Annotated in this window: 29 protein-coding genes; 17 read left to right on the top strand and 12 right to left on the bottom strand. The window is 61.2% G+C overall.

Annotated features, from left to right (window positions below; translation table 11 throughout):
• Nucleotides 1-97: 97 nt before the first annotated feature.
• Nucleotides 98-1618 carry a fumarate hydratase gene (locus tag EOE18_RS09945; RefSeq protein WP_127708999.1) on the bottom strand — a complete coding sequence of 507 codons (1521 nt, stop codon included), beginning with the start codon at nt 1616-1618 and terminating at the stop codon, nt 98-100.
• A 298-nt stretch (nt 1619-1916) separates the two neighbouring features.
• Between EOE18_RS09945 and EOE18_RS09940 the strand changes: the two genes are divergently transcribed.
• From EOE18_RS09940 to EOE18_RS09930, 3 genes are read left to right on the top strand one after another with little or no spacing between them, the layout of a single operon-like run.
• On the top strand, nt 1917-2522 hold the full coding sequence (locus tag EOE18_RS09940) for a protein-L-isoaspartate O-methyltransferase family protein (RefSeq protein ID WP_246027373.1): 606 nt from the start codon (nt 1917-1919) through the stop codon (nt 2520-2522).
• 29 nt (nt 2523-2551) lie between these two features.
• The gene (locus tag EOE18_RS09935) at nt 2552-4018 is read left to right on the top strand and encodes a TolC family outer membrane protein (protein ID WP_127708997.1); all 1467 of its coding nucleotides are present in this window, start codon (nt 2552-2554) and stop codon (nt 4016-4018) included.
• 51 nt (nt 4019-4069) lie between these two features.
• A complete protein-coding gene (locus EOE18_RS09930; RefSeq protein ID WP_127708995.1) occupies nt 4070-4543 on the top strand; it encodes a DUF2497 domain-containing protein in 474 nt (157 codons plus the stop codon).
• A 45-nt stretch (nt 4544-4588) separates the two neighbouring features.
• On the opposite strand, the gene EOE18_RS09925 is transcribed toward EOE18_RS09930, so the two are convergent.
• A complete protein-coding gene (locus EOE18_RS09925; RefSeq protein ID WP_127708993.1) occupies nt 4589-5344 on the bottom strand; it encodes a siderophore-interacting protein in 756 nt (251 codons plus the stop codon).
• A 136-nt stretch (nt 5345-5480) separates the two neighbouring features.
• Here EOE18_RS09925 and EOE18_RS09920 point away from each other — a divergent pair, with 136 nt between their 5' ends.
• Together EOE18_RS09920 and EOE18_RS09915 are read left to right on the top strand one after the other, a co-directional pair.
• A complete protein-coding gene (locus tag EOE18_RS09920; protein ID WP_127708991.1) occupies nt 5481-5912 on the top strand; it encodes an acyl-CoA thioesterase in 432 nt (143 codons plus the stop codon).
• On the top strand, nt 5903-6277 hold the full coding sequence (locus EOE18_RS09915; protein ID WP_127708989.1) for a (2Fe-2S) ferredoxin domain-containing protein: 375 nt from the start codon (nt 5903-5905) through the stop codon (nt 6275-6277). The genes EOE18_RS09920 and EOE18_RS09915 overlap by 10 nt, the downstream gene beginning before the upstream one ends.
• Here the strand turns inward: EOE18_RS09915 and EOE18_RS09910 are convergent.
• A complete protein-coding gene (locus EOE18_RS09910; RefSeq protein WP_127708987.1) occupies nt 6274-6564 on the bottom strand; it encodes a hypothetical protein in 291 nt (96 codons plus the stop codon). The genes EOE18_RS09915 and EOE18_RS09910 overlap by 4 nt on opposite strands.
• Nucleotides 6565-6760: 196 nt before the next feature.
• On the opposite strand from EOE18_RS09910, the gene EOE18_RS09905 reads away from it, so the two are divergent.
• The 12 genes from EOE18_RS09905 (at nt 6761) to EOE18_RS09850 (ending at nt 17605) form a co-directional block, all read left to right on the top strand.
• Nucleotides 6761-7189 carry a CBS domain-containing protein gene (locus EOE18_RS09905; protein WP_127708985.1) on the top strand — a complete coding sequence of 143 codons (429 nt, stop codon included), beginning with the start codon at nt 6761-6763 and terminating at the stop codon, nt 7187-7189.
• Between the two features lie 56 nt (nt 7190-7245).
• The gene (locus tag EOE18_RS09900) at nt 7246-7587 is read left to right on the top strand and encodes a HesB/IscA family protein (protein ID WP_127708983.1); all 342 of its coding nucleotides are present in this window, start codon (nt 7246-7248) and stop codon (nt 7585-7587) included.
• Nucleotides 7588-7674: 87 nt separating this feature from the next.
• Nucleotides 7675-8448: an exodeoxyribonuclease III gene (xth, locus tag EOE18_RS09895; protein ID WP_127708981.1), complete on the top strand. Its 774-nt coding sequence runs from the start codon at nt 7675-7677 to the stop codon at nt 8446-8448.
• Nucleotides 8449-8573: 125 nt separating this feature from the next.
• Nucleotides 8574-9494 carry a glucose-1-phosphate cytidylyltransferase gene (gene rfbF / locus EOE18_RS09890; RefSeq protein ID WP_342772657.1) on the top strand — a complete coding sequence of 307 codons (921 nt, stop codon included), beginning with the start codon at nt 8574-8576 and terminating at the stop codon, nt 9492-9494.
• A complete protein-coding gene (gene rfbG / locus EOE18_RS09885; RefSeq protein WP_246027372.1) occupies nt 9479-10573 on the top strand; it encodes a CDP-glucose 4,6-dehydratase in 1095 nt (364 codons plus the stop codon). The genes rfbF and rfbG overlap by 16 nt, the downstream gene beginning before the upstream one ends.
• A gap of 17 nt (nt 10574-10590) precedes the next feature.
• A complete protein-coding gene (rfbH, locus tag EOE18_RS09880) occupies nt 10591-11973 on the top strand; it encodes a lipopolysaccharide biosynthesis protein RfbH (RefSeq protein ID WP_127708979.1) in 1383 nt (460 codons plus the stop codon).
• Nucleotides 11974-11999: 26 nt separating this feature from the next.
• Nucleotides 12000-12806: an aldolase gene (locus EOE18_RS09875; RefSeq protein ID WP_127708977.1), complete on the top strand. Its 807-nt coding sequence runs from the start codon at nt 12000-12002 to the stop codon at nt 12804-12806.
• A gap of 5 nt (nt 12807-12811) precedes the next feature.
• A complete protein-coding gene (locus tag EOE18_RS09870) occupies nt 12812-14692 on the top strand; it encodes a thiamine pyrophosphate-binding protein (protein WP_246027371.1) in 1881 nt (626 codons plus the stop codon).
• 1 nt (nt 14693) lies between these two features.
• Complete coding sequence (locus EOE18_RS09865) at nt 14694-15350, top strand: HAD family hydrolase (RefSeq protein ID WP_164852722.1); 657 nt, start codon at nt 14694-14696, stop codon at nt 15348-15350.
• Nucleotides 15343-16284 (top strand): NAD-dependent epimerase/dehydratase family protein, encoded by a 942-nt coding sequence (locus EOE18_RS09860; RefSeq protein ID WP_127708973.1) that lies wholly within the window; start codon nt 15343-15345, stop codon nt 16282-16284. The genes EOE18_RS09865 and EOE18_RS09860 overlap by 8 nt, the downstream gene beginning before the upstream one ends.
• Complete coding sequence (locus EOE18_RS09855; protein ID WP_127708971.1) at nt 16281-17213, top strand: glycosyltransferase family 2 protein; 933 nt, start codon at nt 16281-16283, stop codon at nt 17211-17213. The genes EOE18_RS09860 and EOE18_RS09855 overlap by 4 nt, the downstream gene beginning before the upstream one ends.
• On the top strand, nt 17210-17605 hold the full coding sequence (locus EOE18_RS09850; protein WP_127708969.1) for a GtrA family protein: 396 nt from the start codon (nt 17210-17212) through the stop codon (nt 17603-17605). Before EOE18_RS09855 ends, EOE18_RS09850 begins: the two co-directional genes overlap by 4 nt.
• 48 nt (nt 17606-17653) lie before the next feature.
• Here the strand turns inward: EOE18_RS09850 and EOE18_RS09845 are convergent, their stop codons facing one another.
• The 9 genes from EOE18_RS09845 to EOE18_RS09805 form a co-directional block, all read right to left on the bottom strand.
• Nucleotides 17654-18214 carry a cell wall hydrolase gene (locus EOE18_RS09845; protein WP_246027370.1) on the bottom strand — a complete coding sequence of 187 codons (561 nt, stop codon included), beginning with the start codon at nt 18212-18214 and terminating at the stop codon, nt 17654-17656.
• Between the two features lie 260 nt (nt 18215-18474).
• The gene (locus EOE18_RS09840) at nt 18475-18798 is read right to left on the bottom strand and encodes a DUF1491 family protein (RefSeq protein ID WP_127708965.1); all 324 of its coding nucleotides are present in this window, start codon (nt 18796-18798) and stop codon (nt 18475-18477) included.
• Between the two features lie 14 nt (nt 18799-18812).
• Nucleotides 18813-19274: a PTS sugar transporter subunit IIA gene (locus EOE18_RS09835; RefSeq protein WP_127708963.1), complete on the bottom strand. Its 462-nt coding sequence runs from the start codon at nt 19272-19274 to the stop codon at nt 18813-18815.
• A 234-nt stretch (nt 19275-19508) separates the two neighbouring features.
• On the bottom strand, nt 19509-20075 hold the full coding sequence (gene hpf, locus EOE18_RS09830) for a ribosome hibernation-promoting factor, HPF/YfiA family (RefSeq protein ID WP_127708961.1): 567 nt from the start codon (nt 20073-20075) through the stop codon (nt 19509-19511).
• Between the two features lie 32 nt (nt 20076-20107).
• Nucleotides 20108-20809, bottom strand: coding sequence for a DNA polymerase III subunit epsilon (dnaQ, locus tag EOE18_RS09825; protein ID WP_127708959.1), 702 nt, complete (start codon nt 20807-20809; stop codon nt 20108-20110).
• Nucleotides 20810-20860: 51 nt separating this feature from the next.
• Nucleotides 20861-21481: a dephospho-CoA kinase gene (coaE, locus tag EOE18_RS09820; protein ID WP_127708957.1), complete on the bottom strand. Its 621-nt coding sequence runs from the start codon at nt 21479-21481 to the stop codon at nt 20861-20863.
• 3 nt (nt 21482-21484) lie between these two features.
• A complete protein-coding gene (aroE, locus tag EOE18_RS09815) occupies nt 21485-22354 on the bottom strand; it encodes a shikimate dehydrogenase (RefSeq protein ID WP_127708955.1) in 870 nt (289 codons plus the stop codon).
• On the bottom strand, nt 22351-22947 hold the full coding sequence (locus EOE18_RS09810) for a Maf family protein (RefSeq protein ID WP_127708953.1): 597 nt from the start codon (nt 22945-22947) through the stop codon (nt 22351-22353). The genes aroE and EOE18_RS09810 overlap by 4 nt, the downstream gene beginning before the upstream one ends.
• Nucleotides 22947-23795 carry a pyruvate, water dikinase regulatory protein gene (locus EOE18_RS09805; RefSeq protein WP_127708951.1) on the bottom strand — a complete coding sequence of 283 codons (849 nt, stop codon included), beginning with the start codon at nt 23793-23795 and terminating at the stop codon, nt 22947-22949. The genes EOE18_RS09810 and EOE18_RS09805 overlap by 1 nt, the downstream gene beginning before the upstream one ends.
• Nucleotides 23796-23804 lie beyond the last annotated feature (9 nt).

Genomic DNA, 23804 nt, shown 5'->3' with positions numbered 1-23804 from the left:
GCCATACAGCAACGAGGCCTTCTCCAAACCCATTATCGGGATTGCAAAGGGATGAATCCCTTTGCCCGCCGGAGGCATTTAAGCCCCCAACGCTACATCACCCCAACAGCTTTTCCTTGGCGATCTTGTCCTTCCACACCTGCGGGGCCAGCGTGTGGACATTCTTGCCATCGGAATCGACGGCTACGGTAACCGGCATGTCTTCGACCGTGAATTCATAGATCGCTTCCATGCCCAGATCGGCAAAGGCCAAAACCTTCGACTGCTTGATGGCGCGGGCGACCAGATAGGCCGAACCACCCACCGCCATCAGATAGGCCGACTTGTGGTTGGCGATCGACTGGGTGGCGGCGGGGCCACGCTCGGACTTGCCCACGCTGGCCAGCAGGCCAAGGTCGAGCATCATGTCTGAGAAACTGTCCATGCGGGTGGCAGTGGTGGGGCCAGCGGGGCCAACCACTTCGTCGCGCACGGGGTCGACAGGGCCGACGTAATAGATCACGCGGCCCTTGAAATCGACAGGCAGTTCCTCGCCCTTGGCCAGCATGTCCTTGATCCGCTTATGCGCGGCATCGCGGCCGGTCAGCATCTTGCCATTGAGCAACAAGCGGTCACCCTGCTTCCAGCTCTGCACTTCTTCCGAAGTCAGCGTGTCGAGATTGACGCGCTTGGCCGCAGCATCGGGGGCCCAATGCACTTCGGGCCATTCGGACAGTTTGGGCGCTTCCAGATAGGTCGGGCCGGAACCGTCCAGCGTGAAATGCGCGTGGCGCGTGGCGGCACAATTGGGGATCATGGCCACCGGCTTGCCAGCGGCGTGGCAAGGCGCGTCCAAGATCTTGACGTCCAGAATGGTCGCCAGACCGCCCAGACCCTGCGCGCCAATGCCCAGCGCGTTGACCTTGTCGAAGATTTCGATGCGCAAAGCTTCCAGATCGTTCTGGGGGCCGCGTTCCTTCAGCACCGCCATGTCGATCTGTTCCATCAGCGCCTTTTTGGCCAGCAGAACGCAATGTTCCGCCGTGCCGCCAATGCCAATGCCCAGCATGCCCGGCGGGCACCAGCCAGCGCCCATCTGGGGCAGCATTTCGATCACCCAGTCAACAATCGAATCGCTGGGATTCATCATCTTGAACTTGGACTTGTTTTCGCTGCCGCCGCCCTTGGCCGCCACGTCCACATGGATCTTGCTGCCCTTCACCATATCGACATGCAGCACGCAGGGCGTGTTGTCCTTGGTGTTGCGGCGGGTAAAGGCAGGGTCGGCCAGCACGGATGCGCGCAGCTTGTTTTCGGGGTTGTTATAGGCGCGGCGCACGCCCTCATCGACAACCTCTTGCAGGCTCATCTCGGATTCCAGACGGCAGTTCTGGCCCCATTTGATGAACACGTTAACAATGCCGGTGTCCTGACAGATCGGGCGATGACCTTCCGCGCACATGCGGCTGTTGGTCAGGATCTGGGCGATGGCATCCTTGGCGGCGGGGCCTTGCTCGACCTTATAGGCTTCACCCAAGGCGCGGATATAATCCATCGGGTGGTAATAGCTGATATATTGCAGCGCGTCGGCCACGCTCTCGATCAGGTCTTCCTCGCGGATGGTTACCATTTCGGCCATACTTCGCGTTCCTTTTCGTGATGGCCGACACGCAAATGATGGCGCGCTGCGGCCTGATGTTCTGCCTCTTGTGAAGGCGCTGGCACCCCCATAAGCAGGATTGCGCGCGCAGGCCAAGACCTAACCAACCACCCCGACGAAAGTTACAAGGGGCGCGTTAAGGGATTTATCGCCGGATTCCGGCCATAAGGCGCGTCGAAACTGCTTGGCTTCCCTATGCTGCTTGCCTTAGAAGCACTGGACGATTGCACAAGTGTGTTAGCTGTGCAATACAGGATGCAATCCAAGGAAGTAAGGCATGACCGAAATCCACTACGCCTCGAAGGGTGCTGAACCCGGCTCTCCCCGCCGCGCCATGATCGACAGCCAGTTGCGCCCCAGCGGCGTGAACGAGCCTTGGGCGCTGTCGGCCATTGCCGCCGTGGCGCGCGAGGATTTCGTTCCGCAAGAAGCCCGCGCCGCCGCCTATATCGACCGCGCCGTGCCGCTGGGCAATGGCCGCTATCTGCCCGCGCCGCTCTATCATGCCAAGGCCGTCACCACCGCCGAACCGGTGAAGGGTGACAAGGTTCTGGTCGTGACCGTTGGTAGCCAATATCTGCCCACCCTGCTGGGCCAGCTGGCCGGTTCGGTGGATACGGTGGATGCCGGCGATCTGGCCAAGGGTCTGCCCGGCAGCGGCTATAGCCTGATCGTGGTCGATGGCGCGGCCGAGGAAATCCCCGCCGTGCTGATCGACGCGCTGGCCGCCGATGGCCGTCTGGTGACGGGTCTGATCAACAAGACCGTGACGCGCATCGCGCTGGGCCGCAAGAGCGGTTCGGCTCTGTCCTATCTGCCTTTGCTGGAAATGGGCATTCCCGCCATTCCCGAACTGGCAGCCCCGAAACGCTGGAGCTTCTGAACGTGACATCCAAGAAGGCGCAGGGCCGTATGGGCCGAAAATTTTTGCTGGCTGCATCGGGCCCCGCCTTCTTGACCGGCGCCTTCTTATCAGGCTCCACGGCGGCGCAGGCCGAAAGCCTGCGCGATGCTCTGGTGAGCGCCTATGGCTCCAATCCGACCTTGATGTCGGCGCGCGAACAATTGCGCGCTCTGGATGCCGGTGTGCCACTGGCGCGCGCCGATGGCCTGCCTTCGTTGAGCGCTACGGCCAGCGAAACCGAATATGTCCGGCAAAATCCGGCCTCGACCACCAATTTGCCGCGTATGGTTTCCGCCACCGGCACCTTGACCATTCCGTTGTATAATGGTGGTGCAGTGCGCAATGCGCTGAATGCAGCCAACACCCGCGTGATTGCGGGCCGTGGCGATCTGGCTGCGGCGGAGAGCAATGTGTTCACGCAGGCGGTAACCGCCTATCTGGACGTGATCCGCACCGAGGCCACGGTCAAACTGAACAGAAACCAGGTGCAGGCGCTGGAAGTGAACCTGAAAGCGACCAGCGACCGGTTCAAGATCGGCGATGTTACCCGCACCGACGTGGCGCAATCGCAATCCCGTCTGGCTCTGGCCGTAGGCACTTTGCGCAATGCCGAAGCCAGTCTGGTGCAGGCGCGCGAAACCTATATTCAGGTGATCGGTGCCGCTCCGGGCAAGCTCGACGCGCCGCCGCCGCTGCCCAACCTGCCCGCTACGGCAGAAGAGGCGCTGGACTATGCGCTGGACCATAATCCCGATTTGCAGGCCGCCCGCGAACGCAGCAAGGCGGCAGGCTATGATACGGATGTAGCAGGCGCCTCGCGCTTGCCGCGCCTTAGCATGGTGGCCAATGCCAATTATGTCGATTATCTGGACCAGTTGGCTCTGCGTGGCAATTTCCCCGTACCCATCGCACAAAGGGCCACCACGGCGGATGTCAGCCTGCGCCTGACGGTGCCGCTCTATCAAGGTGGCCGCCCCAGTGCCCAGATCAAGCAAGCGCAGGCCCGTGAAGGTCAGGCGATGGACACCCAGATCGCCACCGAGCGTCAGGTGGTGGCCAATGTGCGCGCCGCTTTCTCCAACTATCGCGCCGCCAACGAAGTGATCACCGCCACGCAAACGGCGGTGGATGCTGCCGAATTGTCGCTGCGCGGCGTGCGGGCGGAAAACGGCGTGGGCAACCGCACCATTCTCGACATCCTGAACGCCGAACAGGAATTGATCAACGCGCAGGTGCAATTGGTCACCGCGCGCCGCAATGCCTATGTCGCCGGTTTCACGCTGCTATCCACCATGGGCCGCGCGCAGGCGAAGGATATGGGGCTGGATGGCGGGACGCTCTATGATCCCGATCAGCATTACCGTTCGGCCCGCCGCGAATATACCGATTGGGGTGGTGACAAGATCCAGGGTGGTGGAAAGCCCAAGCGCACCATTGACACGCCCGCTCAAAATGGCACAACTCGTGACCAATAAATGTCTTGACTTAGGCATTTTTACTTAATCGTCATGATGGGAACGAGTGTAATGCGGCAACAAGGCGAACCTTCGGTCGAAGAAATTCTTGATTCGATTAAGAAAGTTATCGCCCGCGATAATCGCGCCCAGCAGGGTGATCGCTCCATGCCGCAATTCCATCCGCTGAATGATGACGAATCATTTATGGCCAAGGAAACCTCGCTGCCCGAGGATGTGCTGGATCTGGCCTTTTCGGCCCAGTTCCTCGACGATCAGCACGAGGACGCAACGGCCGAGGAAGCGCCCGCTCTGCTACGCGAAGAATCGCGTAGTTCGATGCGCGAATCCCTGGCCGCGCTGGCCATGATGGCCCAACCGGGCACCCAGCCGCAGATTGTGCGCTCGGGCGAGACCTCGCTGGAGGAAATGACCCGCAACCTGCTGCGTCCGGCTCTGGCCGAATGGCTGGACAAAAACCTGCCCGCCATGGTCGAACGGATGGTGGCCGATGAAATTGCCCGCATCGTGGGCAAGAAGGTCTGACCAGATCCAAAGGGGGCGCGGCAAACGCCCCCTTTTTTATGGGCTTCAGGCCGCGTCTTCAAAGCTTTTGACGGCGGCATCGGCTTGGCCTGCCACCCAATAGCCCGCCGCCTTGATCCAAGCCTTATCGATCCCGCGCGCCAACAGCGCCTCGCGCAGGCTTCGCGCCACACCGGCTTCGGCGGCAATCCAGATGAAGGTCTGCGGGGCAATAGCCAGCCCCTCCAGCGCGGCCAGAAACGGCGCGGCATCGGTCGCCTGATCGGCAGCGCGATGCAGCCAATGGGTTTGCAGCGCGGCTTTGGAGGTCAACACCTGCTCGTCCGCCGCATCGGGAACGGCGGCAATCACTGTCGCGGTAACATCGGAGCTCAACTCCTCTACGCGGCGACCGATCGAGGGCAGGGCGCTTTCATCGCCGATCAGTAACCAATGCGCGATCGGCCCTTCGATCACCTGCGATCCACGCGGGCCGCCGACATGCAGCGTATCGCCCGCCTTGGCCTGACGCGCCCATGCGCTGGCCGGACCAGCCTCATGGTCAAAGAAATCCACGGTCAGCGTGCCTGCCTGCGCATCATGGTGGCGCGGTGTATAGTCACGCATGGCGCTCTGGCCTTGCGCATCGGTCACGAAAACCTTGATGTGGTCATCGGGCGATGCGCTGTGGAATCCCGCCAGTTCAGGGCCTTGGGCCGTGATGCGCAGCATGTGGGGCGTGATACGCTCAACCGACTGAATGGTCAGGGCGCGGCGGCAGGTTTCATGGCGCATGCGGCGGATGGTGGGTGTATCGGTCATGGTCTATCCTTGTTCGCAGCCGGAGGGAGGGCTGTTTGTTGCATTACAAGATATATCTTGAATGCATTTCCGACAAGCCCCCATCGCAAATATTCTGCCCCTCGACCCTGCGCGCCGAGGCTGATAGGCTGACCCCATGTCCAAACCCGATCCCGCCCTGCTCGATCCCGCCCGCTATCCGCATCAGGTGGAAATCGCCCCGCGCTATGCCGATCTTGATCCCAACAACCATCTGAACAATGTGGCGCTGGCGGCGATTATCGAGGACGCCCGTGTGCGTTTCCACCATGCCAGCGGCTTTGCCAAATCGCTGGGGCCCAAGGGGCAGGTGATGATTGCGCAACTCAACATCAGCTATTTCGCGCAATGCTATTACCCTGCACCGATCACTGTCTGCACCGGCGTGGCCAAAGCGGGCAACACCAGCATGCGCCTGCTGCATCTGTTGGTGCAGGATGGGAAACCTGCGGTATTGGCCGATGCGGTGGTGGTCCATGTCGAGGATGGCAAAGCCGCGCCCCTGCCCGAAGCGCTCAATGCCCAACTGGAGCGATGGACATGTCGGTAACCGAAGACATTGCCAAGGCACAGGAAGCCCTGGCCAAGGCTGGCGCCAAGGCGCAAGGTGGCATTTCGCGCCACATCTTCCTCTGCGCCGAACCGCAAAAGGGCGAATGCTGTTCGGCCGAGGTGGGCAAGGAGGCTTGGGCCTATCTCAAAAAACGCTGCAAACAATTGGGCCTGTCCGAGGCGGGCGTGCATCGCAGCAAGGCCGATTGCCTGAAAGTCTGTTTTGCCGGCCCTGTCGCCGTGGTCTGGCCTGATGGCGTCTGGTATCATTCCTGCACCCCGCCGGTGCTGGAACGTATCCTGCAGGAACATATTCTGGGCGGCACGCCGGTCGAGGATTATCGCCTCAAAAATCCGGCTTAGTCCTCGTTCCGGTCATCCACCGCTTCGTCATGGCCGGTGCCGCTGGACAGAAACACCAGCCCCATCAGCGCCGACATCAGCAGCATGGAAAAGGCCAGCCCAATCGCCACCGCAATGTAGAAATGCGGGCTGACCATGCCCTCCTGCCGGTAAAGCACGGTGAGCGCCCCGATCACCGTGGTGACCGTCACCAGAAACATCCAGCGCATGATGCGGCGGAAGCGCGCCCAGGCGGCGGCGGCGCGTTCGGGATCGTCGAAAGGTGAGGCGCTCATGGCGTCTGTCATGCGCCTTTGCCTGCCCCTGCGCAAGCGCGGATAAAGCCGGATTGTCGCACAAATTGCCGCGAAATTCGGCAAAAGCTGCGCATATCTCCGCTAGGCAGCGATGGGGCTCCATGTCATACTCGGCGCTGGAGCTTCGATAAACAGGAAGCCCAATGGCACATAATGAACAGGCATAAGACCTGCAGGGAGAGTAGCCATGACCATTGCCCAATTGATTGCCAAGCGTGACGTAAATGTTGCCTTTGCCACCATCACCATGTCGGTGCGTGATGCGGTGGATTTGCTGTCTGATAAACGAATTGGTGCTTTGCCGGTCATGGATGGCCATGCCATCGCCGGAATCCTGTCCGAACGCGATGTTATCCGCCGGTTGAGCGAGCATGGCCCCGCGCTGCTGGATCTGACCGTGGGGCAGATCATGACCTCGCCCGCGATCACCGTGGACCCGGGCACCGATATTCTGGAGGCGCTGGGCCTGATGACGCAACGCCGCGTGCGCCATTTGCCGGTGTTGAAGGATGGACGGATGGTCGATTTCATCTCTATCGGCGACCTTGTGAAATATCGCATCGACCGCATCCAGAGCGAAGCCGAAGCGATGCGCAATTATATCCAGATGGCATAGGCCGATCACCGGCGCCTGCCTTGCGGGGAAGCGGGCAGGCGCCTACATAGAGTCCCATGACCAGCACCACTTCCCCCGCCGTCACTCTCAGCCCCTCTGCCGCGGCCCGTGTGGCATGGATCGCGCAAAAGCAGGGTAAACCCGCTATTCTACGTCTGGCCGTGGAAGGCGGCGGCTGTTCGGGCTTCCAATATCGCTATGGTCTGGCCGAGACGATCGAGGCCGATGATACGGTGAGCGAAACCGATGGCGTGAAGCTGGCGGTGGATGCGGTCAGCCTCGATCTGGTGGCGGGCTGTGTGGTGGATTATGTGGAAAGCCTGGGCGGGGCGGCGTTTAAAGTGGAAAACCCCAATGCGGTGGCCGGCTGCGGTTGTGGCTCCAGCTTTGCGGTGTAAACGCGGCGATTGAACCTATGCGCGGGGCCATCAGGCCTTGCCGCATGATCGCGCCCAGCGTCCAATTTTTTCACGTGGAACATCTTCATGAAAATCGCCAGCTTCAACATCAACGGCATCAAGGCCCGTTTGCCGCGCCTGTTGGAATGGCTGACCGAAACGCGGCCCACAGTGGCCTGCCTGCAGGAAATCAAGACGCAGGACGAGGGTTTCCCGTTCGAAGAATTTGAAAAGATCGGCTATCACGCGATCTGGCACGGGCAAAAAAGCTTCAACGGCGTGGCCATTCTGGCCAATGGGGTCAAGCCGGTGGAGGTCCAGCGCGGGTTGGCGGGCGAACCGGAGGACGAGCAGAGCCGCTATCTGGAGGCCGAGGTGCATGGCGTGCGGATAGCGGGCATCTATCTGCCCAATGGCAATCCGCAACCCGGGCCGAAATTTGATTACAAGCTGCGCTGGATGGAGCGTCTGCGCGCCCGTATGACGGAATTGAAGGCTCTGGAAATCCCCGCGATTGTTACGGGGGACTTCAATGTCATCCCCACCGATGCCGATATCTGGAGCCCCAAGGCCATGGCCGAGGACGCGCTGATGCAGCCGGAATCGCGCGATGCCTATTTGCGCCTGCTGCATGATGGCTGGACCGATGCGATTGCCAGCCACAACCCCAATGGCGGCATCTGGACCTATTGGGACTATCAGGCCGGCGCATGGCAGCGCGACCATGGTTTCCGCATCGACCACGCATTGCTCAGCCCCGAATTGGCCGACAGGCTGGTGGCTTGCGGGGTGGATAAAGACCACCGCGGGCGTGAAAAGGCCAGCGACCACGCCCCGATCTGGGTGGAATTGCGCGATTAAGCCACGCTAACAGGCTTAGCCTTTGCAATCGCTGATCTTTCTATTCGACCTTTAGGGAATGTCCCTTATGCGACTTCCCGCTCGCGTTGACGGACTATCCGAATTCCCATATGAGACCGGCCTTCGTGAACGCTGCCATCGGGCGGCGGATGCGAAGGCTGGCAGGCGACATGTGGATCGGCCTGATGGCGCGCCGGGGGGCGGGCCATGGGCTTAACAGCGGTTTCAATGCCAACTTGCCGGTTCATCCGGGTGCGCAAGGGGAATGGGTTTTGACAAAAGCGGTGATCCTTGCAGGCGGGCTTGGCACGCGTCTGGGCGAGGAAACGTCTGTACGGCCCAAGCCGATGGTGGAAGTGGGTGGTATGCCGATCCTGTGGCATATCATGAAGATCTATGCCGCGCATGGCGTGGATGATTTCATCATCTGCCTTGGCTACAAGGGCTATGTCATCAAGGAATTTTTCGCCAATTACTTCCTGCATGCGGCGGATGTGACGCTGGATCTGGCCAATAACCGGATGGAAGTACACGAGGCGAAAAGCGAGCCCTGGCGCGTGACTTTGGTCGATACCGGCCCTACCGCGCAGACCGGTGGCCGCCTGTGGGGCGTGCGCAAATTCCTGAAGGATGGCGAGCCTTTCTGCTTCACCTATGGCGATGGCGTGTCGGATATCGATGTCGCCGCCGAAATCGCCTTTCACAAATCACATGGCAAAAAGGCGACGATTGCCGCCGTGGCGCCTCCGGGCCGGTTTGGCGCGCTGGAATTTGATGGCGATGCCGTCACCAGCTTCCGCGAAAAGCCTGCTGGCGATGGCGGGTTGATCAATGGCGGCTTTTTCGTGCTGGACCCCAGCGTGATCGACCTGATCGACGGGCCGGACACGGTGTGGGAAGATTATCCGCTGGAAACACTGGCCCATTCCGGCGAATTGATGGCCTTCCGCCACGATGGTTTCTGGCAACCGATGGACACTTTGCGCGACAAGCAGCACCTTGAACGCCTGTGGGCGCAGGGTAAAGCGCCGTGGAAGAAGTGGTAAGCCGCATGGCTGTGACGCATGATCCGGCTTTCTGGCAGGGGCGGCGGGTGCTGCTGACCGGCCATACTGGCTTTAAGGGTAGCTGGCTGGCCCTGTGGCTGCACCAGATGGGCGCGAAGGTGACCGGCCTGTCACTGCCCGCCGAAGAGGTGAGCCTGTTCCGTCAGGCCCGTATCGACGAGCTGGTCGACCATATCGAGGGCGACATCCGCGACATGGGCGTGGTCGAGGCGGCCATGCAGCGTTGCAACCCCGAAGTGGTGTTCCATCTGGCCGCGCAACCTTTGGTACGCCTGTCCTACGACATTCCGGTCGAAACCTTTGCCACCAATGTGCAGGGCACGGTGCATGTGCTGGACGCCTGCCGCCGCGCGCCCGATTTGCAGGCCATCGTCTGCATCACCTCGGACAAGGCCTATGAGAACCGCGAATGGGTATGGCCCTATCGCGAAAGCGACCCGATGGGTGGGCATGATCCCTATTCGGCCAGCAAGGGCGCGGCCGAACTGGTGATTGCTGCCTATCGTCGCAGTTTCTTTGCCGAAGGCGGCCCGCTGCTCGCGTCCGTGCGCGCGGGCAATGTGATTGGCGGGGGCGATTGGGCGCTCGATCGTCTGGTGCCCGATATTATCCGCGCCATGGTCGCGGGGCAGCGCCCGCTGATCCGCAGCCCGCATTCGATCCGCCCGTGGCAGCATGTGCTGGAGGCTCTTGGCGGCTATCTTCTGATCGCGGAAAATCTGGCCGCTGGGCAGGCATGGGCGGCGGAGGGCTGGAATTTCGGCCCCGCCGATGATGATACGCAGCCTGTGAAATGGATTGCCGACCGATTGACGCAGGGCTGGGGCATGGACGGTTGGGACCAGCCCGAACAGGTTTCCGGCCTGCATGAGGCCAAGATTTTGAAGCTCGACTGTGCCAAGGCCCGCAATGTGCTGGGCTGGCGTCCGGTCTGGGGCCTGTCCGAAAGCTTGCGCCGGATTGTGGATTGGCACAAGAACGTGGCGCAGGGCGGCGACGCCCGTCTCATTTCTGATCGGCAATTGGCCGATTATCGCACTTCCTTTCAACAAGGCTGATGGGCAAAACCTCGCGCATGACCTCCCCTGATTCCCTTTCTCCCGCAGCCCTGAGCGATTTGGCCCTGAGCGATCTTGTTCGTGATGCTGATGAAGCGCAATTGCGCGAAACCATTCTGCGCCTGTCGGAAGAATATGCCCGCCGCTATCACGCGCCGCGTACTTTCCTGCCAGGCGAAAGCATTGTGCCGGTGTCCGGCAAGGTGGTGGGCGAGCCCGAAATCCGCAATCTGGTGGATGCCAGCCTTGACCTGTGGCTGACCACGGGGCGCTACAACACGCAGTTCGAACAGAAGCTGGCCGCACGTCTGGGCGTGTCCCATGCGCTCACCACAAATTCGGGCTCCTCGGCCAATCTGCTGGCTCTGGCCGCGCTCACCTCGCATTACCACCGCAGCGAGGCCCTGAAGCCGGGCGATGAAGTGATCACCGTGGCCACGGGCTTCCCGACCACGGTCAATCCTTCGCTGCAATATGGGCTGGTGCCGGTCTTCGTCGATGTCGATATCCCGACCTATAACATCAAACCGGAAATGATCGAGGCGGCGGTCTCCTCCAAGACCCGCGCGATCATGATTGCGCATACTTTGGGCAATCCGTTTGATCTGGCCGAAGTGATGCGCGTGGCCGAAAAATATAACCTCTGGGTGGTGGAAGACACCTGTGACGCGCTGGGTGCCACCTATGATGGCAAGCCGGTGGGCACTTTCGGCCATCTGGGCACTTTGTCCTTCTACCCCGCCCATCACATCACCATGGGCGAGGGCGGCGCGGTGTTCACTGACAAGCCGCGTTTGAAGCGCGTGGTGGAATCGATCCGCGATTGGGGCCGCGATTGCTGGTGCGCGCCGGGTGAAGACAACACTTGCGGCAAGCGTTTTGGCCGCAAGCTGGGCACGCTTCCCCATGGCTATGACCACAAATATACCTATGGCCATGTCGGCTATAATCTGAAAATCACCGATATGCAGGCTGCGGTCGGTCTGGCCCAGCTGGAACGTCTGGACGGGTTTATCGATGCCCGTTCGCGCAATTTTGCCGCGCTGAGCGAGCTGCTCAAGCCTTTGGAGGATGTGTTCATCCTGCCCAAGGCCACTCCGCGCAGCGATCCCAGCTGGTTTGGCTATCCCATCACCATCCGCCCCGAAAGCGGTCTGGACCGCGAGGAACTGGTGCAGTTCCTCAATGAAAAGAAGATCGGCACCCGCCTGCTGTTTGGCGGCAATCTGCTGCACCAGCCCTATATGAAGGGTCGCAATGTGCGCGTGGTGGGCGATCTGGCCAATGCCGATCTGGTGACCACCAACACATTCTGGATCGGCCTGTTCCCCGGCCTGACCCAGGACCACCTTGCCTATACTGTTGAACAACTCGCCGCCTTTGTCGCTGGCAAGCGCTAAGCAAAGATAGAGTCGCAGGAGCATCTATGAACACCTACGAAAAGCGTATGCTGGCGATCCTGGAAGAGGGTAAGGCCAAATATGGTTTCCTCTCGGTCAAGGCGGAATTCGAGGCCGAAGGCACGCGCTCGGATGAATTCCTGCGCTTGCTAGAACTGGCCCGCCGCGCTGGCTTGAAGGTCGCGCTGAAAATCGGCGGTTGCGAGGCGATCCGCGATCTGATCGAGGCCCGCAGCTTTGGCGTGGACATGATCATCGCCCCCATGGTGGAAACGCCCTATGCGCTGAGCAAGTTCATTGCCGCCAAGGACAAAGTGTTCCCCAAGGATGAACAGGCCGACATGGCTTTCCTGTTCAATGTGGAAACGATCAGCACTTTTGAAAAGCTGTCGGCCATGGGCGATGTGGCGCAAGCTGGCCAAGTCGGCTTCGTGTTTGGCCGCGTCGATTTTGCCGGCTCCATGGGCCATGACCGCAGCTTTGTGAACAGCGAGGACATGGCCGGTTATGTCAACGCTGTGGCCGATGAAGCCAAGGCACGCGGGCTGGAACTGGTGGTGGGTGGCGGCGTGTCGCCCGATTCCATTCCGCTGCTGGCCGGTGCCTATGCCCGCCGTCTGGACCGTTTCGAAACGCGCAAGGTGATCTTTGACGCGGTGACCGCCACCGATGGCCGCGCGGCTGCGGGCATGGAACTGGCGATCGAATTCGAACTGCTCTGGCTCAAGAATAAGCGCGACTTCTATCGCAACATTGCCGAGGAAGATGCCGCCCGTATCGCCATGATGGAAGCGCGCGCCGCCGCCACAGCAAAGACGAACGAACCGGCCTGAACCCCATGACCACCGCGCCCCAAATGATCCGTGTCGCCGATCTGGTTGCCCGCCTTGCCGTCAAGGCTGGCATCTCCGAATGTTTCATGCTGACCGGCGGCGGGGCGATGCATCTCAACGATGCTTTCGGGCGCGAGGCGGGCCTGCACAAGGTGTTCAACCACCACGAGCAGGCCAGCGCGATTGCGGCGGAAAGCTATGCCCGCCTGTGTGGGCGTCCGGCCTTGGTCAATGTGACGACTGGTCCGGGGGGCGTGAATGCGCTGAACGGGGTCTATGGCGCCTATGTCGACTCCATCCCGATGGTGGTGGTATCGGGGCAGGTGAAGCGCGAGACGATTGCGGGCAATTTCCCGCATATTCCGCTTCGCCAATTGGGCGATCAGGAAGTCGACATTGTCGGCATGGTGAAGCCCATCACCAAATATGCGCTGGTGCTGCAGGACCCCAAGGATGCGCGCCGCGTGGTGGAAAAGGCGCTCTATCTGGCGACGCGCGGGCGTCCGGGGCCGGTGTGGCTGGATATTCCCATTGACGTGCAGGCGGCGCCGGTTGATCCCGATGCGCTGGAAGCCTTTGATCCGGCAACGGATAAGGATACGGCGGCGGAATGGCTGGCGGCGAACACGGCGGCCGAAACCGGCGCTTTGACCGGCGAGGCGCTGGAAGCGGAAGTTTCGGCCATGCTGGCCGAATTCTGCGCTGCCGAGCGGCCCGTGGTCTTTGTGGGCGCGGGCGTGCGCCTGTCGGGCACGCATGAACGCTTTATCGCGCTGATCGAAAAGCTGGGCGCGCCGGTGGTGACAGGCTGGAACGCGCATGACGCCTTGCCCGATGTGCATCCCCTGTTCGTGGGCCGTCCGGGCAGCGTGGGCAACCGTGGCGGCAATTTTGCCGTGCAGGCCGCCGATTATGTGCTGGTGCTGGGCAGCCGCCTCAACATTCGCCAGATCAGCTATAATTGGCAGAGCTTTGCCCGCAACGCCCGCGTGGCCATGGTGGATATTGACCGCGCGGAACTGTCCAAGCCGACGCTCAATCTGCACCGCGCGATCCATGCGGACCTGCGCGATTTCTTTGCCGCCGCGGAAAAGCTGGGCGTGCCGGAAACGGGGGCCGAAAACCGTGCCGCCTATCTGGCGCGCAGCCGCGAGCGCGCCGCACAATATCCCACCGTGCGCGATGAAATGCGCAAGGCCAGTGGCCCGATCAACCCTTACGTCTTTGGCGAGGCTTTGTTCGACGCGCTGGAGGAAGGCGATATTGTCGTTTCCGGCAATGGCACCGCCTGCGTCACCATTTTCCAATGCGCCAAGCTGAAGAATGGTCAGCGCCTCTACACCAATTCGGGCTGCGCCAGCATGGGCTATGACCTGCCCGGCGCGATTGGCGCTTTCTATGCCGCGCCGGAAGCCAAGCGGATCATCTGTCTGGCCGGTGATGGTTCGATCATGATGAACCTGCAGGAATTGCAGACCATTGTGGGCGACAAACTGCCGATCAAGATTTTCGTGCTCAACAATGATGGCTATCATTCGATCCGCCAGTCGCAGACCGCCCATTTCAAGGGCTTTTCGGTCGGTTGCGGGCCGGATAGCGGCATGACTTTCCCCGATTTTGCTCGTCTGGCCACCGGCTTTGGCTTCCCCGCTTGCAAAGCGGAAAGCGAGGCTGATCTGGCCGCCATGATCCGCGCCACGCTGGAAGGCGAAGGGCCGCAATTATGCGAGGTGCTGATCGACAAGGAGCAGCAATTCGAACCCAAACTGTCGAGCCGCCGCCTGCCCGATGGCTCGATGGTCTCGCCCCCGCTCGAAGATCTCTCGCCCTTCCTCTCGGACGAGGAACTGGCCGAGGCGATGGCGCCCTGCGCCACGTTGCGCTAACATGGGCGCTAACACGCTCATCTTCGATCTCGACGGCACTCTGGTCGATAGCTGCGCGATCTGTGTTGCTATCCTGAGCGATATGCTGGCCGATCGCGGCAGCGACCATGTGATCTGCCCCGTGGCCGCGCGCCCATGGATGAGCGTGGGCGGGGCCAAGATGGTGGCCGCTTTATTGGGTCCGGCTTGCGGTGATCCGGTGGAGGAAATCGCCGAATTCCGCCGCCGCTATGCGGTGAAGGAAACCAGCCCCGACACTTTGTTTGCCGATGTGGCACAAGGGCTGGCGCGGTTGAAGGCCGATGGGCACAAACTGGCCATTTGCTCGAACAAGCCGCAGAATCTGGTCGATAATGTGCTGCGGGACACCGGCCTTGCGCCTTTGTTCACCAGCGTGGTGGGCAGTCGCCCCGATGTGAAGCCCAAGCCCGCGCCCGACCTGCTCGATCTGGTGCTGGCGCAAACCGGCGCGGCCCCGCGGGATTGCCTGTTCATCGGCGATAGCGAGATCGACCATGAAGTGGCGGAAAAGGCGGGCATGCCTTTCCTGTTCCTCACCCATGGCTATGCCCATGCCGATTATCGCCCCGATCCAGAGAGCAGCTATCACAGCTTTGCCGACTTGATCGAGAGTATCTTGGCCCGCCAATATGCTTGAATTCGCCGTGGCGCAGGCGCTGGTCGCCGATGGCCGCCGGATTGTGATTACCGGCGCGGGGGGCTGGATCGGCCTTGCCACGCTGGACCTGCTGCATGCCGCTTTGGGCGATCAATTCGGCAAACGCGTGCGCGCCTTTGGCTCCTCCACCCGCGTTTTGCGATTGAGCGATGGGACGCAGGTCTTGCAGCGCCCGCTCGATGATTTGGCATGGCTGCCCAACGAGCCGACCATTGTGCTGCACACCGCCTTCCTGACCAAGGACCGCGCCGAGGCGATGGACGAAGCGCGCTATCGCGCTGCCAATGATGCCATCCGGCAAAAGGTTTTGAAAGCGCTGGGCCCTATCGGTGCCAATGCCATCTTTGTGGCCAGCAGCGGCGCGGCGGCCAAGGCCGATGATCCCGCCGCCAGTCGCGCCATGCGCCTCTATGGCGCGATGAAGCGCGAGGACGAGGATCTGTTTGCCGCTTGGGCGCAGGACCATGGCGCAACCGCCGCCATCACCCGCCTCTATGCGCTGGCCGGACCCCATATCAACAAGCCGCAGAATTACGCGATTGCCAGTTTCATGCTGGATGCGCTGGCGGGCCGGGCCATCGAGGTCCGCGCGCCCCGCCGCGTGGTCCGCGCCTATGTCGCCATCCGTGAAGTGATGAGTCTGGTCTTTGCTATCCTGCTGCAAGGCGGGGGCGTCACACGCTTCGACACCGGCGGCGAGGCGCTGGAACTGGAGCAGGTGGCCCGTGAAGTGGCCGCTTTGGTGGAAGGCGCGCAGGTGCAACGCGCCGCCATCACCGCGCCGGACGCCGACATCTACCACGGCGACAGCGCCGCCTATGCCGCGCTCTTGGCCCGCTATGGCATCACGCCGGTGCCGCTGCGTCAGGCTTTGGCCGAAACCATCGACTATCTGGCAGGACAAAACGCATGACCCCCGACGTTTCCATCGTCATCCCCTGCCGCAATGAAGAATTGAACGCCGCCGCCATTGCCGCGGCCGTCATCACCCAGATGGAGACGACCGGCGTCAGCTTTGACATCATCTTCATCGACAATGAATCGACCGACCGCACGGTAGAGATCATCCGCGGCCTTTGCGCGGCCGATGAACGTATCCGGCTGATCATCAACACCCGCAATTTCGGCCAGATGCGTTCGCCCACCCATGGCATTTTCGAAGCGCGCGGGCGGGCAGTGATCGGCATGTGCGCCGATTTTCAGGACAGCCCCGAATTGCTGCCCTATTTCGTGCAGCGCTGGCAGGCAGGCGTAGATATTGTGTTGGGCGTGCGCGAAAGCGAGGAGACGGGCTTTGTCCTCTCCACCATCCGCAGCCTGTCCTATTGGATGGCCAAGAATTTCGGCGATTTCCAAACCATCCCCAATGCCACCGGCTTTGGCCTTTACAGCCGCCGCGTGGTGGATGCGATCAAGGCGCTGAACGAGCCGGAGCCTTTCTATCGCGGGCTGCTGGTGGAAACCGGCTTTCCGCTGGAAACCATCTCCTATGTCCGGCCTCCGCGTGCGCGGGGCAAGTCGAACAACAATTTCTTCACCCTGCTCGATTTCGCCGTAGCGGGCCTTACAGGCTCGTCAAAGCGTCTCTTGCGGTTCCCCCTCTATCTGGGCGTGGTTGGCGCTGTAGTGGCCGTTCTGATGCTTCTGGGCGGGGCTTTGGCCTTTGCCACAGGGCGCCCGATTGCAGGTTGGCTGATCGGTTCGGTGTTGCAGTTCCAGTTTGCGCTGATTTTCGGCTTTCTGGGCCTGATGGGCGACCATGTGCGCCAGATTTCCGAACGCACGCGCGGCACGCCTTTGGTGCTGGAACGCGAAAGGGTGAATTTTCCGGAGGATGAATGATGGCCGCGCTTTGGCGCTGGCTGGATGACCGTCCGCAGGTGATGCAGATCCTGCGCTATCTGGTGGTGGGCGTGGTCAACACCGGCTTCGGCTATGGGCTCTATGCGGGGCTGATCTGGCTGGGACTGGACCGCTATAGCGCGCAGGCGATCGGCTATGTGCTGGGCACGGGCTTTAATTATCTGACCTATTCGCGCCATGTGTTCACTGGCGCGGGTCCCGCCAAATTCCGCTTCATCCTGTCCTATGCGGGCAATTATCTGCTCAATCTGGCGGGATTGCGGGCGGTATCGGGCTTTGTTGCCGATCCCTATCTGGCGGGTGCGGTCACCACGCTGGCGGTTGTGGTGCTCAATTATCTGGTGCTCAAGCGGCTTGTGTTCCGCAATTAAGGGCACGAAAAAGGCGGCTATCCCGATGGGGAAGCCGCCTTTTTCGTATCAGCGATAGAACACGTGATTATCGATCTGGGCCACGCGAATGCGCTTGTCCCAGCGGTTCTTGCTGCGCACACTGTGGAAATAGAGCGCGCCTTCGGCAGCGCTTTTCAGCTTGCCCTCATGCGCGAGCTGCGCGACCACAACGGCCTTTTTCCAGGTGATCGAATTGGTATCGACATCGGGCAGGCGATTATGGCGGACAAAGGCAAATTGCGAAGGCTGCTGCACCACGCCGCAATAGCTGGTGGGGAAACGGCCGGATTTGGTGCGGGCCACGATCACGCGCCCGACGGCCAACTGGCCATCCAGAGCCTCGCTACGGGCTTCAAAATAAATCGCGCTGGCCAGACAACGCATGTCCTGGGTCAAGGCCTGCACTTGGGGTTCGGCGGCGACCATAGAGGCCAGCTCTGCCGTATTGGCCTGGGGCGCAAAGGTTGCGTCAGCATCCGTGGGGAGCGAGGCAAAACCGGGCGTCAGAATGGGTGAGTTCGCTTGGGCCGACACTTTGTCCTGTGCCGAGGCGCCCGAACCAATGGCGCTGTAAATCATGACCATCATGGTCGCAGCCATGGAAACCAGGCTGGCTTTGGTGATTACAGGTGTCATACATGTCTTCTGTCGGGCGGTGAGCACCAGACACAGGCTGTATAGAAGGATCCCGACGCGCGTTCAGGGCCGTTCCAATAACACACCTGCCGGTGGCTCCCCGTCTGCGCGCTTGCCTGATGGGCTGGTATGCCGATCAAAGCCGCCCTCGCATGGGTGGTAGGTTTGCCTGTGCCTGTGGGCAGGGGGTAGGTCAATCAGCAATCGCCCGTTCATCCGACGAAGCGTTCACCATCCGCGATATCCAGTTCGACGATCCAAAGATCAGAATCAAACTTGCGCCGTTTTTCCAGAAATTGCGCTAATTCCGGCGCCTGTTCAGGGGAAAACCTCTGGGTAAACTCCCAGATGCGCGTGCCATCCAAATTGGGAATACGCTCGTAAATATCTGAATTTCCGCCATTATGGCAAAGAATCACCATGATCGTGCCCGCATCCGGCTCGCCCTTCGCCATCACCATGGCAAAGCCGCCCGCACTATTCACGCGGCGGATCAAGGCGTTAACTTCCAGATGGGCAGGCAGGCGATTATCCACGCGGGATAATCACCTTAGGCCGCAGTCCGGTCGATCACATTGGCGATCAGAGCGTAAAGCGCCTCGTCATTGGGCGCTTCGGACAGGGCGGCATGCATTTTATCATCGCGCATCAGGCGCGAAATCGCAGCCAGCGCGTGCAAATGCACCACGCCCGCCTGTTCTGGGCTGAGCAGGCCGAACACCAGGCTGACCGGCATGTCGTCAGCCGCATCAAAACCCACCGGCGAGGCCAGACGCAGGAACACCGCCACCGGACGCTCCACATCCGCTACGCGCGCATGGGGAATGGCGACACCACGGCCAAAGCCGGTGCTGCCCAACTGCTCGCGTTCGGTCAACCGTGCCAATACGGTGTCCTTGTCGAGGCTATAGGTGGACGCAAACAAGCTGGCCAACATATCGAGCACGGCCGATTTGCTGTCGAGTTTCACCGTCACAACGGCGTCCGGCAAGAGAATGAATTGCGCGGTCATTGCAAAAACTTTGTGTAGCCTCTCATCCCTTGCCGCAATGCTGCAAGCCAAGTTGAGGCGGCCGATAGCGCGTTTTTCAGGAACAAGCAAAGGCGTTTGATCACGCTTGCCGCAAATCCGGTTGACCGTAAAACCAACTGGTAGCCGCCATGACCAAACGCCTATGTTTGCCGGCCAAACGCCCGCAATCACCGCCCGTATTCGCTTACTCGCATTACGGGCCAAAAACGTATGTCAGGACGGTTCGACCCAGCCGATCGAGCCATCACCACGCCGGTAAACCATATTATGCTTACCCGTGCCAGCGTTTTTGAAGAGCAGGGCGTTGGTGTTGCGAAGGTCCAGCATCATCACCGCATCCGATACCGTGGTTTCGGGCACGTCCACGCGCATCTCGGCAATCACCAGAGGCGCCTCGACCGTGATTTCTTCCACTTCCACATCGGGTTCGACAAAGATCGTATAGGCCGCTTCATCGGAACGCGCCGCATGGGCGGCCTGTTCCTGCCGCGCCGACAGGCGGCGCTTGTAACGGCGAAGCTGGGTTTCCACCTTGTCGGCAGCATGGTCGAAGCAATGGTGCGCGTCATGCGAAATGCCAGCGCCCTTCAGGATCAGACCCTGACGGACATGGGTGACGATATCGCAGCGGAACGACCCGCCCGGCGCCTTGCTGAAGGTGACAACCGAAGACAAAGCCCGCGAGAAATATTTGTCGACGATGGCGGTCAGCCTATCCTCGACATGCACGCGAAGCGCTTCGCCAGTTTCCATCTGATGGCCGGAAACGCGAATGTCCATGGTCGTTACTCCTCTTGTTGTTATTGGGGGATTTAACCGTTGAGCCAGATCGGCTCTTTGAGGCATTTCAAAAACTCGGCATGGGCGGCCAATTCCTCCTCACTGGCCGCATGGGGGCGCGGCGCCCGCAGGGGGCGTTCGCGGGTGGATGAAGGGTTGGTCTGGGCCACAGCGGCCACCGCCTGCGGGGCGGCCTCCTGCGCCAGTTGCATGCCGATCTGACGCCCGCCCAGCAGTTCGACATAGACCTGCGCCAGCAATTCGGCGTCCAGCAGAGCGCCGTGCAATGTGCGGTGGCTGCGGTCCACGCCATAGCGGGTGCAAAGGGCATCCAGCGAGTTTTTGGCGCCCGGATGCTTTTGACGGGCGATTTTCACCGTATCGACCATGCGGTCAAGGCTGACCGTGGGCAGGCCGCAAGCGGTCAATTCGGCATTGAGGAAGCCAAAGTCGAAGCTGGCATTATGCGCCACCAGCACCGCCTCATCGCCCAGAAAGTCGAGCAGTTCCTGCGCTTTTTCCGCAAACAGCGGCTTGTCGGCCAGAAAGGCTTCCGACAGGCCATGCACCCTTTCCGCTTCGGCGGGCATGTCTCGCTGGGGATTGAAATAGCAATGGAAGGTGGCGCCGGTGGTCACCCGATTGACCATTTCGATGCAGCCGATCTCCACCAGCCTGTCGCCGGATTTAGGATCCAGACCCGTGGTTTCGGTATCGAAAATAATCTCTCGCATTTGAATCTTTATCGTCCTGCATCCGCCCTTTAACAAGGGGGGAAATTGGGATTATTCATCTTTGCCTTTGCCTCCCTCGCCAGCCCCGCCCAATCGGGCGATCAACTTGAGAACAGAGGCCTTTGTGGCATCAAGCGCGCAATTTGTGTCGATAAGGTAATCGGCCGCCTCGCGCTTTTGCCTATCGCTCCACTGGAGCGCACGAATCGCGGCGAATTTTTCCTCGCTCATGCCCGCGCGCGCCAAAACCCGCGCACGCTGCACCGACTCAGGCGCGGAAACCACCGCCACGCCATCCATGCCCGCCCGCCCTGTCTTTTCAAACAGAAGCGGGATGTCGAGCACCACCAAAGGCGCATCGGCATGAGTCGCCAGAAAGCGCTGCCGTTCTGCCGCCACCGCCGGATGCATGATCGCCTCGAGTCGGGCCAAGGCTTCGGGATGGCCAAACACCGCCGCGCCCAAGGCGGCGCGATCCACCCCTTGCGCGCCGGTGGTACCGGGGAAGGCCGATTCAATCGCGGGCAGCAGAACGCCATTCGGCCCCTGCAAGGCCCGCACCGTGGCATCGGCATCAAACACCGGCACCCCCGCCTCGGCGAACATGGCGGCCACCGCCGATTTGCCCATGCCGATCGAGCCGGTCAGCCCCAGAATATAAGGGCGGGCCATGGTTCAGGCAGGCTGGGTTTCGGTCAAAACCGCGCGTAGGGCGGCATCGCCATCGGCGCGCAAAGGGGCCGCGCCAAAGAAATGCTCGAAAGCCACCGCCGCCTGCCCGATCAGCATCGAGAGGCCATCCACCGTCGCCAGACCCCGCGCCCGCGCTTCTTTCAACAGAGGCGTTTCCAGCGGGCTGGTGATAATGTCGTAAACCGTCACCGGCCCTTCAAGCCGCTCCAGCGACAGATCAAGCGGCGGCTGCCCACCCATGCCCAAGGCGGTGGTGTTGACCAGCAAAGCCTGCGCGGCAGGCTGGCCATCGGCCACGCTGAAACGCGGGCGGGCGGGCAGCGTCAAAGCAGCGCCCACCGTTGTCGGCGCGCCAAATTCCTCGGCCAGAGCCTGCGCCTTGGCCGGATCGCGGTTCAGAATGTCGATAGAATAGCCCGCCTGCCACAGACCATAGACCACCGCCCGCGCCGCGCCGCCCGCGCCCAGCACAATCGCATGGCCGCCCAGCGGCAATTCGCCACCCAAGGCACGGATCGGCTCCAGAAAGCCCGGGACATCGGTGTTATAACCGGTCAGGCTGCCATCGCTTTCGCGCACAATCGTGTTCACCGCGCCCACCGCGCGTGCCACATCATCCAGCCTGTCGAGCAGGGGAATGACCGAAAGCTTGTGCGGCATGGTGACATTGCAGCCGCGCCAATGCTCATCCTTGCGACGATTGGCCAGATAATCGGCCAGATCATCATGGCGCACATGGGCATGGCGATAATCGCCTTCCAGCCCCAATTCAGCCAACCAATGCCGGTGTATTGTCGGCGATTTGGATTGCGCAATCGGATCGCCAATCACTTCGGCATAAAACTGGGTCATGACAGGCTCGCTCCCTCCTGACGCAAGGCATTCAATACGGGCAGCAGGGGCATACCCAGAATGGTGAAATGATCGCCCTCGATGGACGAGAACAGCTGGATGCCCAAAGCCTCCATGCGGAACACGCCGACGCAGCCGGATACTTCGGGCCATTCGGCATCGAGATAGGCCGCGATAAAGGCCTCGCTCAAAGGCCGGACCTGCAAACGCGCGACATCGGCATGGCGCCACACGATCTGCCCATCGCGCGCCAAGGCGGCGGCGGAATGCAGTTCGAGCGCTTTGCCGGAAAAGAAACGTAAATGCTCGGCGGCATTCTCGCGGCTTGTCGGCTTGTCAAAACGGCGGCCATCCACCACCACCAGCGAGTCACTGCCCAGCACCAGACGCGCGGGCGCTGCCACAGCCAATGCCTTGGCCTCGGCCAAAGCCAGCGCAATGGCAGGCGCCGCGGCATCGCCCAGGGACTCTTCCAGCGCCCTTTCATCGATCCGCGCCGGAATGGCCTCATGCGCCACGCCCGCCGCGGTCAACATCGCGCGGCGCGAGGCGCTCTGGCTGGCCAGAACGATGGTTTGCGAAGATAAAGTCATCAGTCCTCGGGATCGCCTTCTATTTCCACCTCGGCCTCGGTAGCCTGCCGCTCTTTGAGCAGATTGATCACCGCAGCCGCCGTTTCCTCGATGGAACGACGGGTAACGTCAATCACCGGCCAGCCATTATCGGCAAACATGCGCCGCGCAAACTGCAACTCGCGCGCGACGCGATCATTATCGACATAGGATGTGTCCGGCGACTGGTTCAGAGTCAAAAGCCGGTTACGCCGCACCTGAATCAGGCGTTCGGGCGCGGTGGTCAGCCCCACCACCAAGGGTTTGCGCAGGCCATAGAGGAGGGAGGGCGGCGGGCTTTCCACCACGATGGGAATATTGGCCACCTTATAGCCGCGATTGGCCAGATAGATGCTGGTGGGCGTTTTGGAGGTGCGCGACACGCCAGCCAGCACAATATCGGCCTCTTCCCAATCCTCCCACATAATGCCGTCATCATGGGCGATGGTATAATGAATGGCGTCCACCCGCGCGAAATAGGCCGCGTCCAGCGTATGCTGGCGGCCCGGGCGGCCCTTGGCCTCTTGCCCCAGCGCGGATTCCAGCGCGTCGATCACCGCATCCAGCGCGGGCACAAAGGGCAGACCCAGCGCGCGGCAGCGGTCTTCCAGCGCCTTGCGGATATCCTGACTCACCATCGTGTAGAGAACCAGCCCCGGATTGGCGGCAATATCGGCCATAATCCGGTCCAGATGCGCTTGGGAACGCACCATCGGCCAGAAATGGCGCACCACCTCCTTGTCGTCGAATTGCGACAGCGCCGCCTTGGCGATCATCTCCAGCGTCTCGCCGGTGGAATCCGATAGTAAATGCAGATGCAGGCGCGACATTTGGGCTTC

The organism is Novosphingobium umbonatum (genome assembly GCF_004005905.1).
In the GTDB taxonomy this organism is placed as follows: domain Bacteria; phylum Pseudomonadota; class Alphaproteobacteria; order Sphingomonadales; family Sphingomonadaceae; genus Novosphingobium; species Novosphingobium umbonatum.
Note: the sequence above shows the minus strand (reverse complement) of the source record. Positions and strands in the feature narration are given on the sequence as shown.

Excerpts from the sequence above, each read along its gene's own strand:
- EOE18_RS09945 (WP_127708999.1), bottom strand. The coding sequence starts at position 1,618 with ATGGCCGAAATGGTAACCATCCGCGAGGAAGACCTGATCGAGAGCGTG.
- EOE18_RS09940 (WP_246027373.1), top strand. The coding sequence starts at position 1,917 with ATGACCGAAATCCACTACGCCTCGAAGGGTGCTGAACCCGGCTCTCCC.
- EOE18_RS09935 (WP_127708997.1), top strand. The coding sequence starts at position 2,552 with ATGGGCCGAAAATTTTTGCTGGCTGCATCGGGCCCCGCCTTCTTGACC.
- EOE18_RS09930 (WP_127708995.1), top strand. The coding sequence starts at position 4,070 with ATGCGGCAACAAGGCGAACCTTCGGTCGAAGAAATTCTTGATTCGATT.
- EOE18_RS09925 (WP_127708993.1), bottom strand. The coding sequence starts at position 5,344 with ATGACCGATACACCCACCATCCGCCGCATGCGCCATGAAACCTGCCGC.
- EOE18_RS09920 (WP_127708991.1), top strand. The coding sequence starts at position 5,481 with ATGTCCAAACCCGATCCCGCCCTGCTCGATCCCGCCCGCTATCCGCAT.
- EOE18_RS09915 (WP_127708989.1), top strand. The coding sequence starts at position 5,903 with ATGTCGGTAACCGAAGACATTGCCAAGGCACAGGAAGCCCTGGCCAAG.
- EOE18_RS09910 (WP_127708987.1), bottom strand. The coding sequence starts at position 6,564 with ATGACAGACGCCATGAGCGCCTCACCTTTCGACGATCCCGAACGCGCC.
- EOE18_RS09905 (WP_127708985.1), top strand. The coding sequence starts at position 6,761 with ATGACCATTGCCCAATTGATTGCCAAGCGTGACGTAAATGTTGCCTTT.
- EOE18_RS09900 (WP_127708983.1), top strand. The coding sequence starts at position 7,246 with ATGACCAGCACCACTTCCCCCGCCGTCACTCTCAGCCCCTCTGCCGCG.
- xth (WP_127708981.1), top strand. The coding sequence starts at position 7,675 with ATGAAAATCGCCAGCTTCAACATCAACGGCATCAAGGCCCGTTTGCCG.
- rfbH (WP_127708979.1), top strand. The coding sequence starts at position 10,591 with ATGACCTCCCCTGATTCCCTTTCTCCCGCAGCCCTGAGCGATTTGGCC.
- EOE18_RS09875 (WP_127708977.1), top strand. The coding sequence starts at position 12,000 with ATGAACACCTACGAAAAGCGTATGCTGGCGATCCTGGAAGAGGGTAAG.
- EOE18_RS09870 (WP_246027371.1), top strand. The coding sequence starts at position 12,812 with ATGACCACCGCGCCCCAAATGATCCGTGTCGCCGATCTGGTTGCCCGC.
- EOE18_RS09865 (WP_164852722.1), top strand. The coding sequence starts at position 14,694 with ATGGGCGCTAACACGCTCATCTTCGATCTCGACGGCACTCTGGTCGAT.
- EOE18_RS09860 (WP_127708973.1), top strand. The coding sequence starts at position 15,343 with ATGCTTGAATTCGCCGTGGCGCAGGCGCTGGTCGCCGATGGCCGCCGG.
- EOE18_RS09855 (WP_127708971.1), top strand. The coding sequence starts at position 16,281 with ATGACCCCCGACGTTTCCATCGTCATCCCCTGCCGCAATGAAGAATTG.
- EOE18_RS09850 (WP_127708969.1), top strand. The coding sequence starts at position 17,210 with ATGATGGCCGCGCTTTGGCGCTGGCTGGATGACCGTCCGCAGGTGATG.
- EOE18_RS09845 (WP_246027370.1), bottom strand. The coding sequence starts at position 18,214 with ATGATGGTCATGATTTACAGCGCCATTGGTTCGGGCGCCTCGGCACAG.
- EOE18_RS09835 (WP_127708963.1), bottom strand. The coding sequence starts at position 19,274 with ATGACCGCGCAATTCATTCTCTTGCCGGACGCCGTTGTGACGGTGAAA.
- hpf (WP_127708961.1), bottom strand. The coding sequence starts at position 20,075 with ATGGACATTCGCGTTTCCGGCCATCAGATGGAAACTGGCGAAGCGCTT.
- dnaQ (WP_127708959.1), bottom strand. The coding sequence starts at position 20,809 with ATGCGAGAGATTATTTTCGATACCGAAACCACGGGTCTGGATCCTAAA.
- coaE (WP_127708957.1), bottom strand. The coding sequence starts at position 21,481 with ATGGCCCGCCCTTATATTCTGGGGCTGACCGGCTCGATCGGCATGGGC.
- aroE (WP_127708955.1), bottom strand. The coding sequence starts at position 22,354 with ATGACCCAGTTTTATGCCGAAGTGATTGGCGATCCGATTGCGCAATCC.
- EOE18_RS09810 (WP_127708953.1), bottom strand. The coding sequence starts at position 22,947 with ATGACTTTATCTTCGCAAACCATCGTTCTGGCCAGCCAGAGCGCCTCG.
- EOE18_RS09805 (WP_127708951.1), bottom strand. The coding sequence starts at position 23,795 with ATGTCGCGCCTGCATCTGCATTTACTATCGGATTCCACCGGCGAGACG.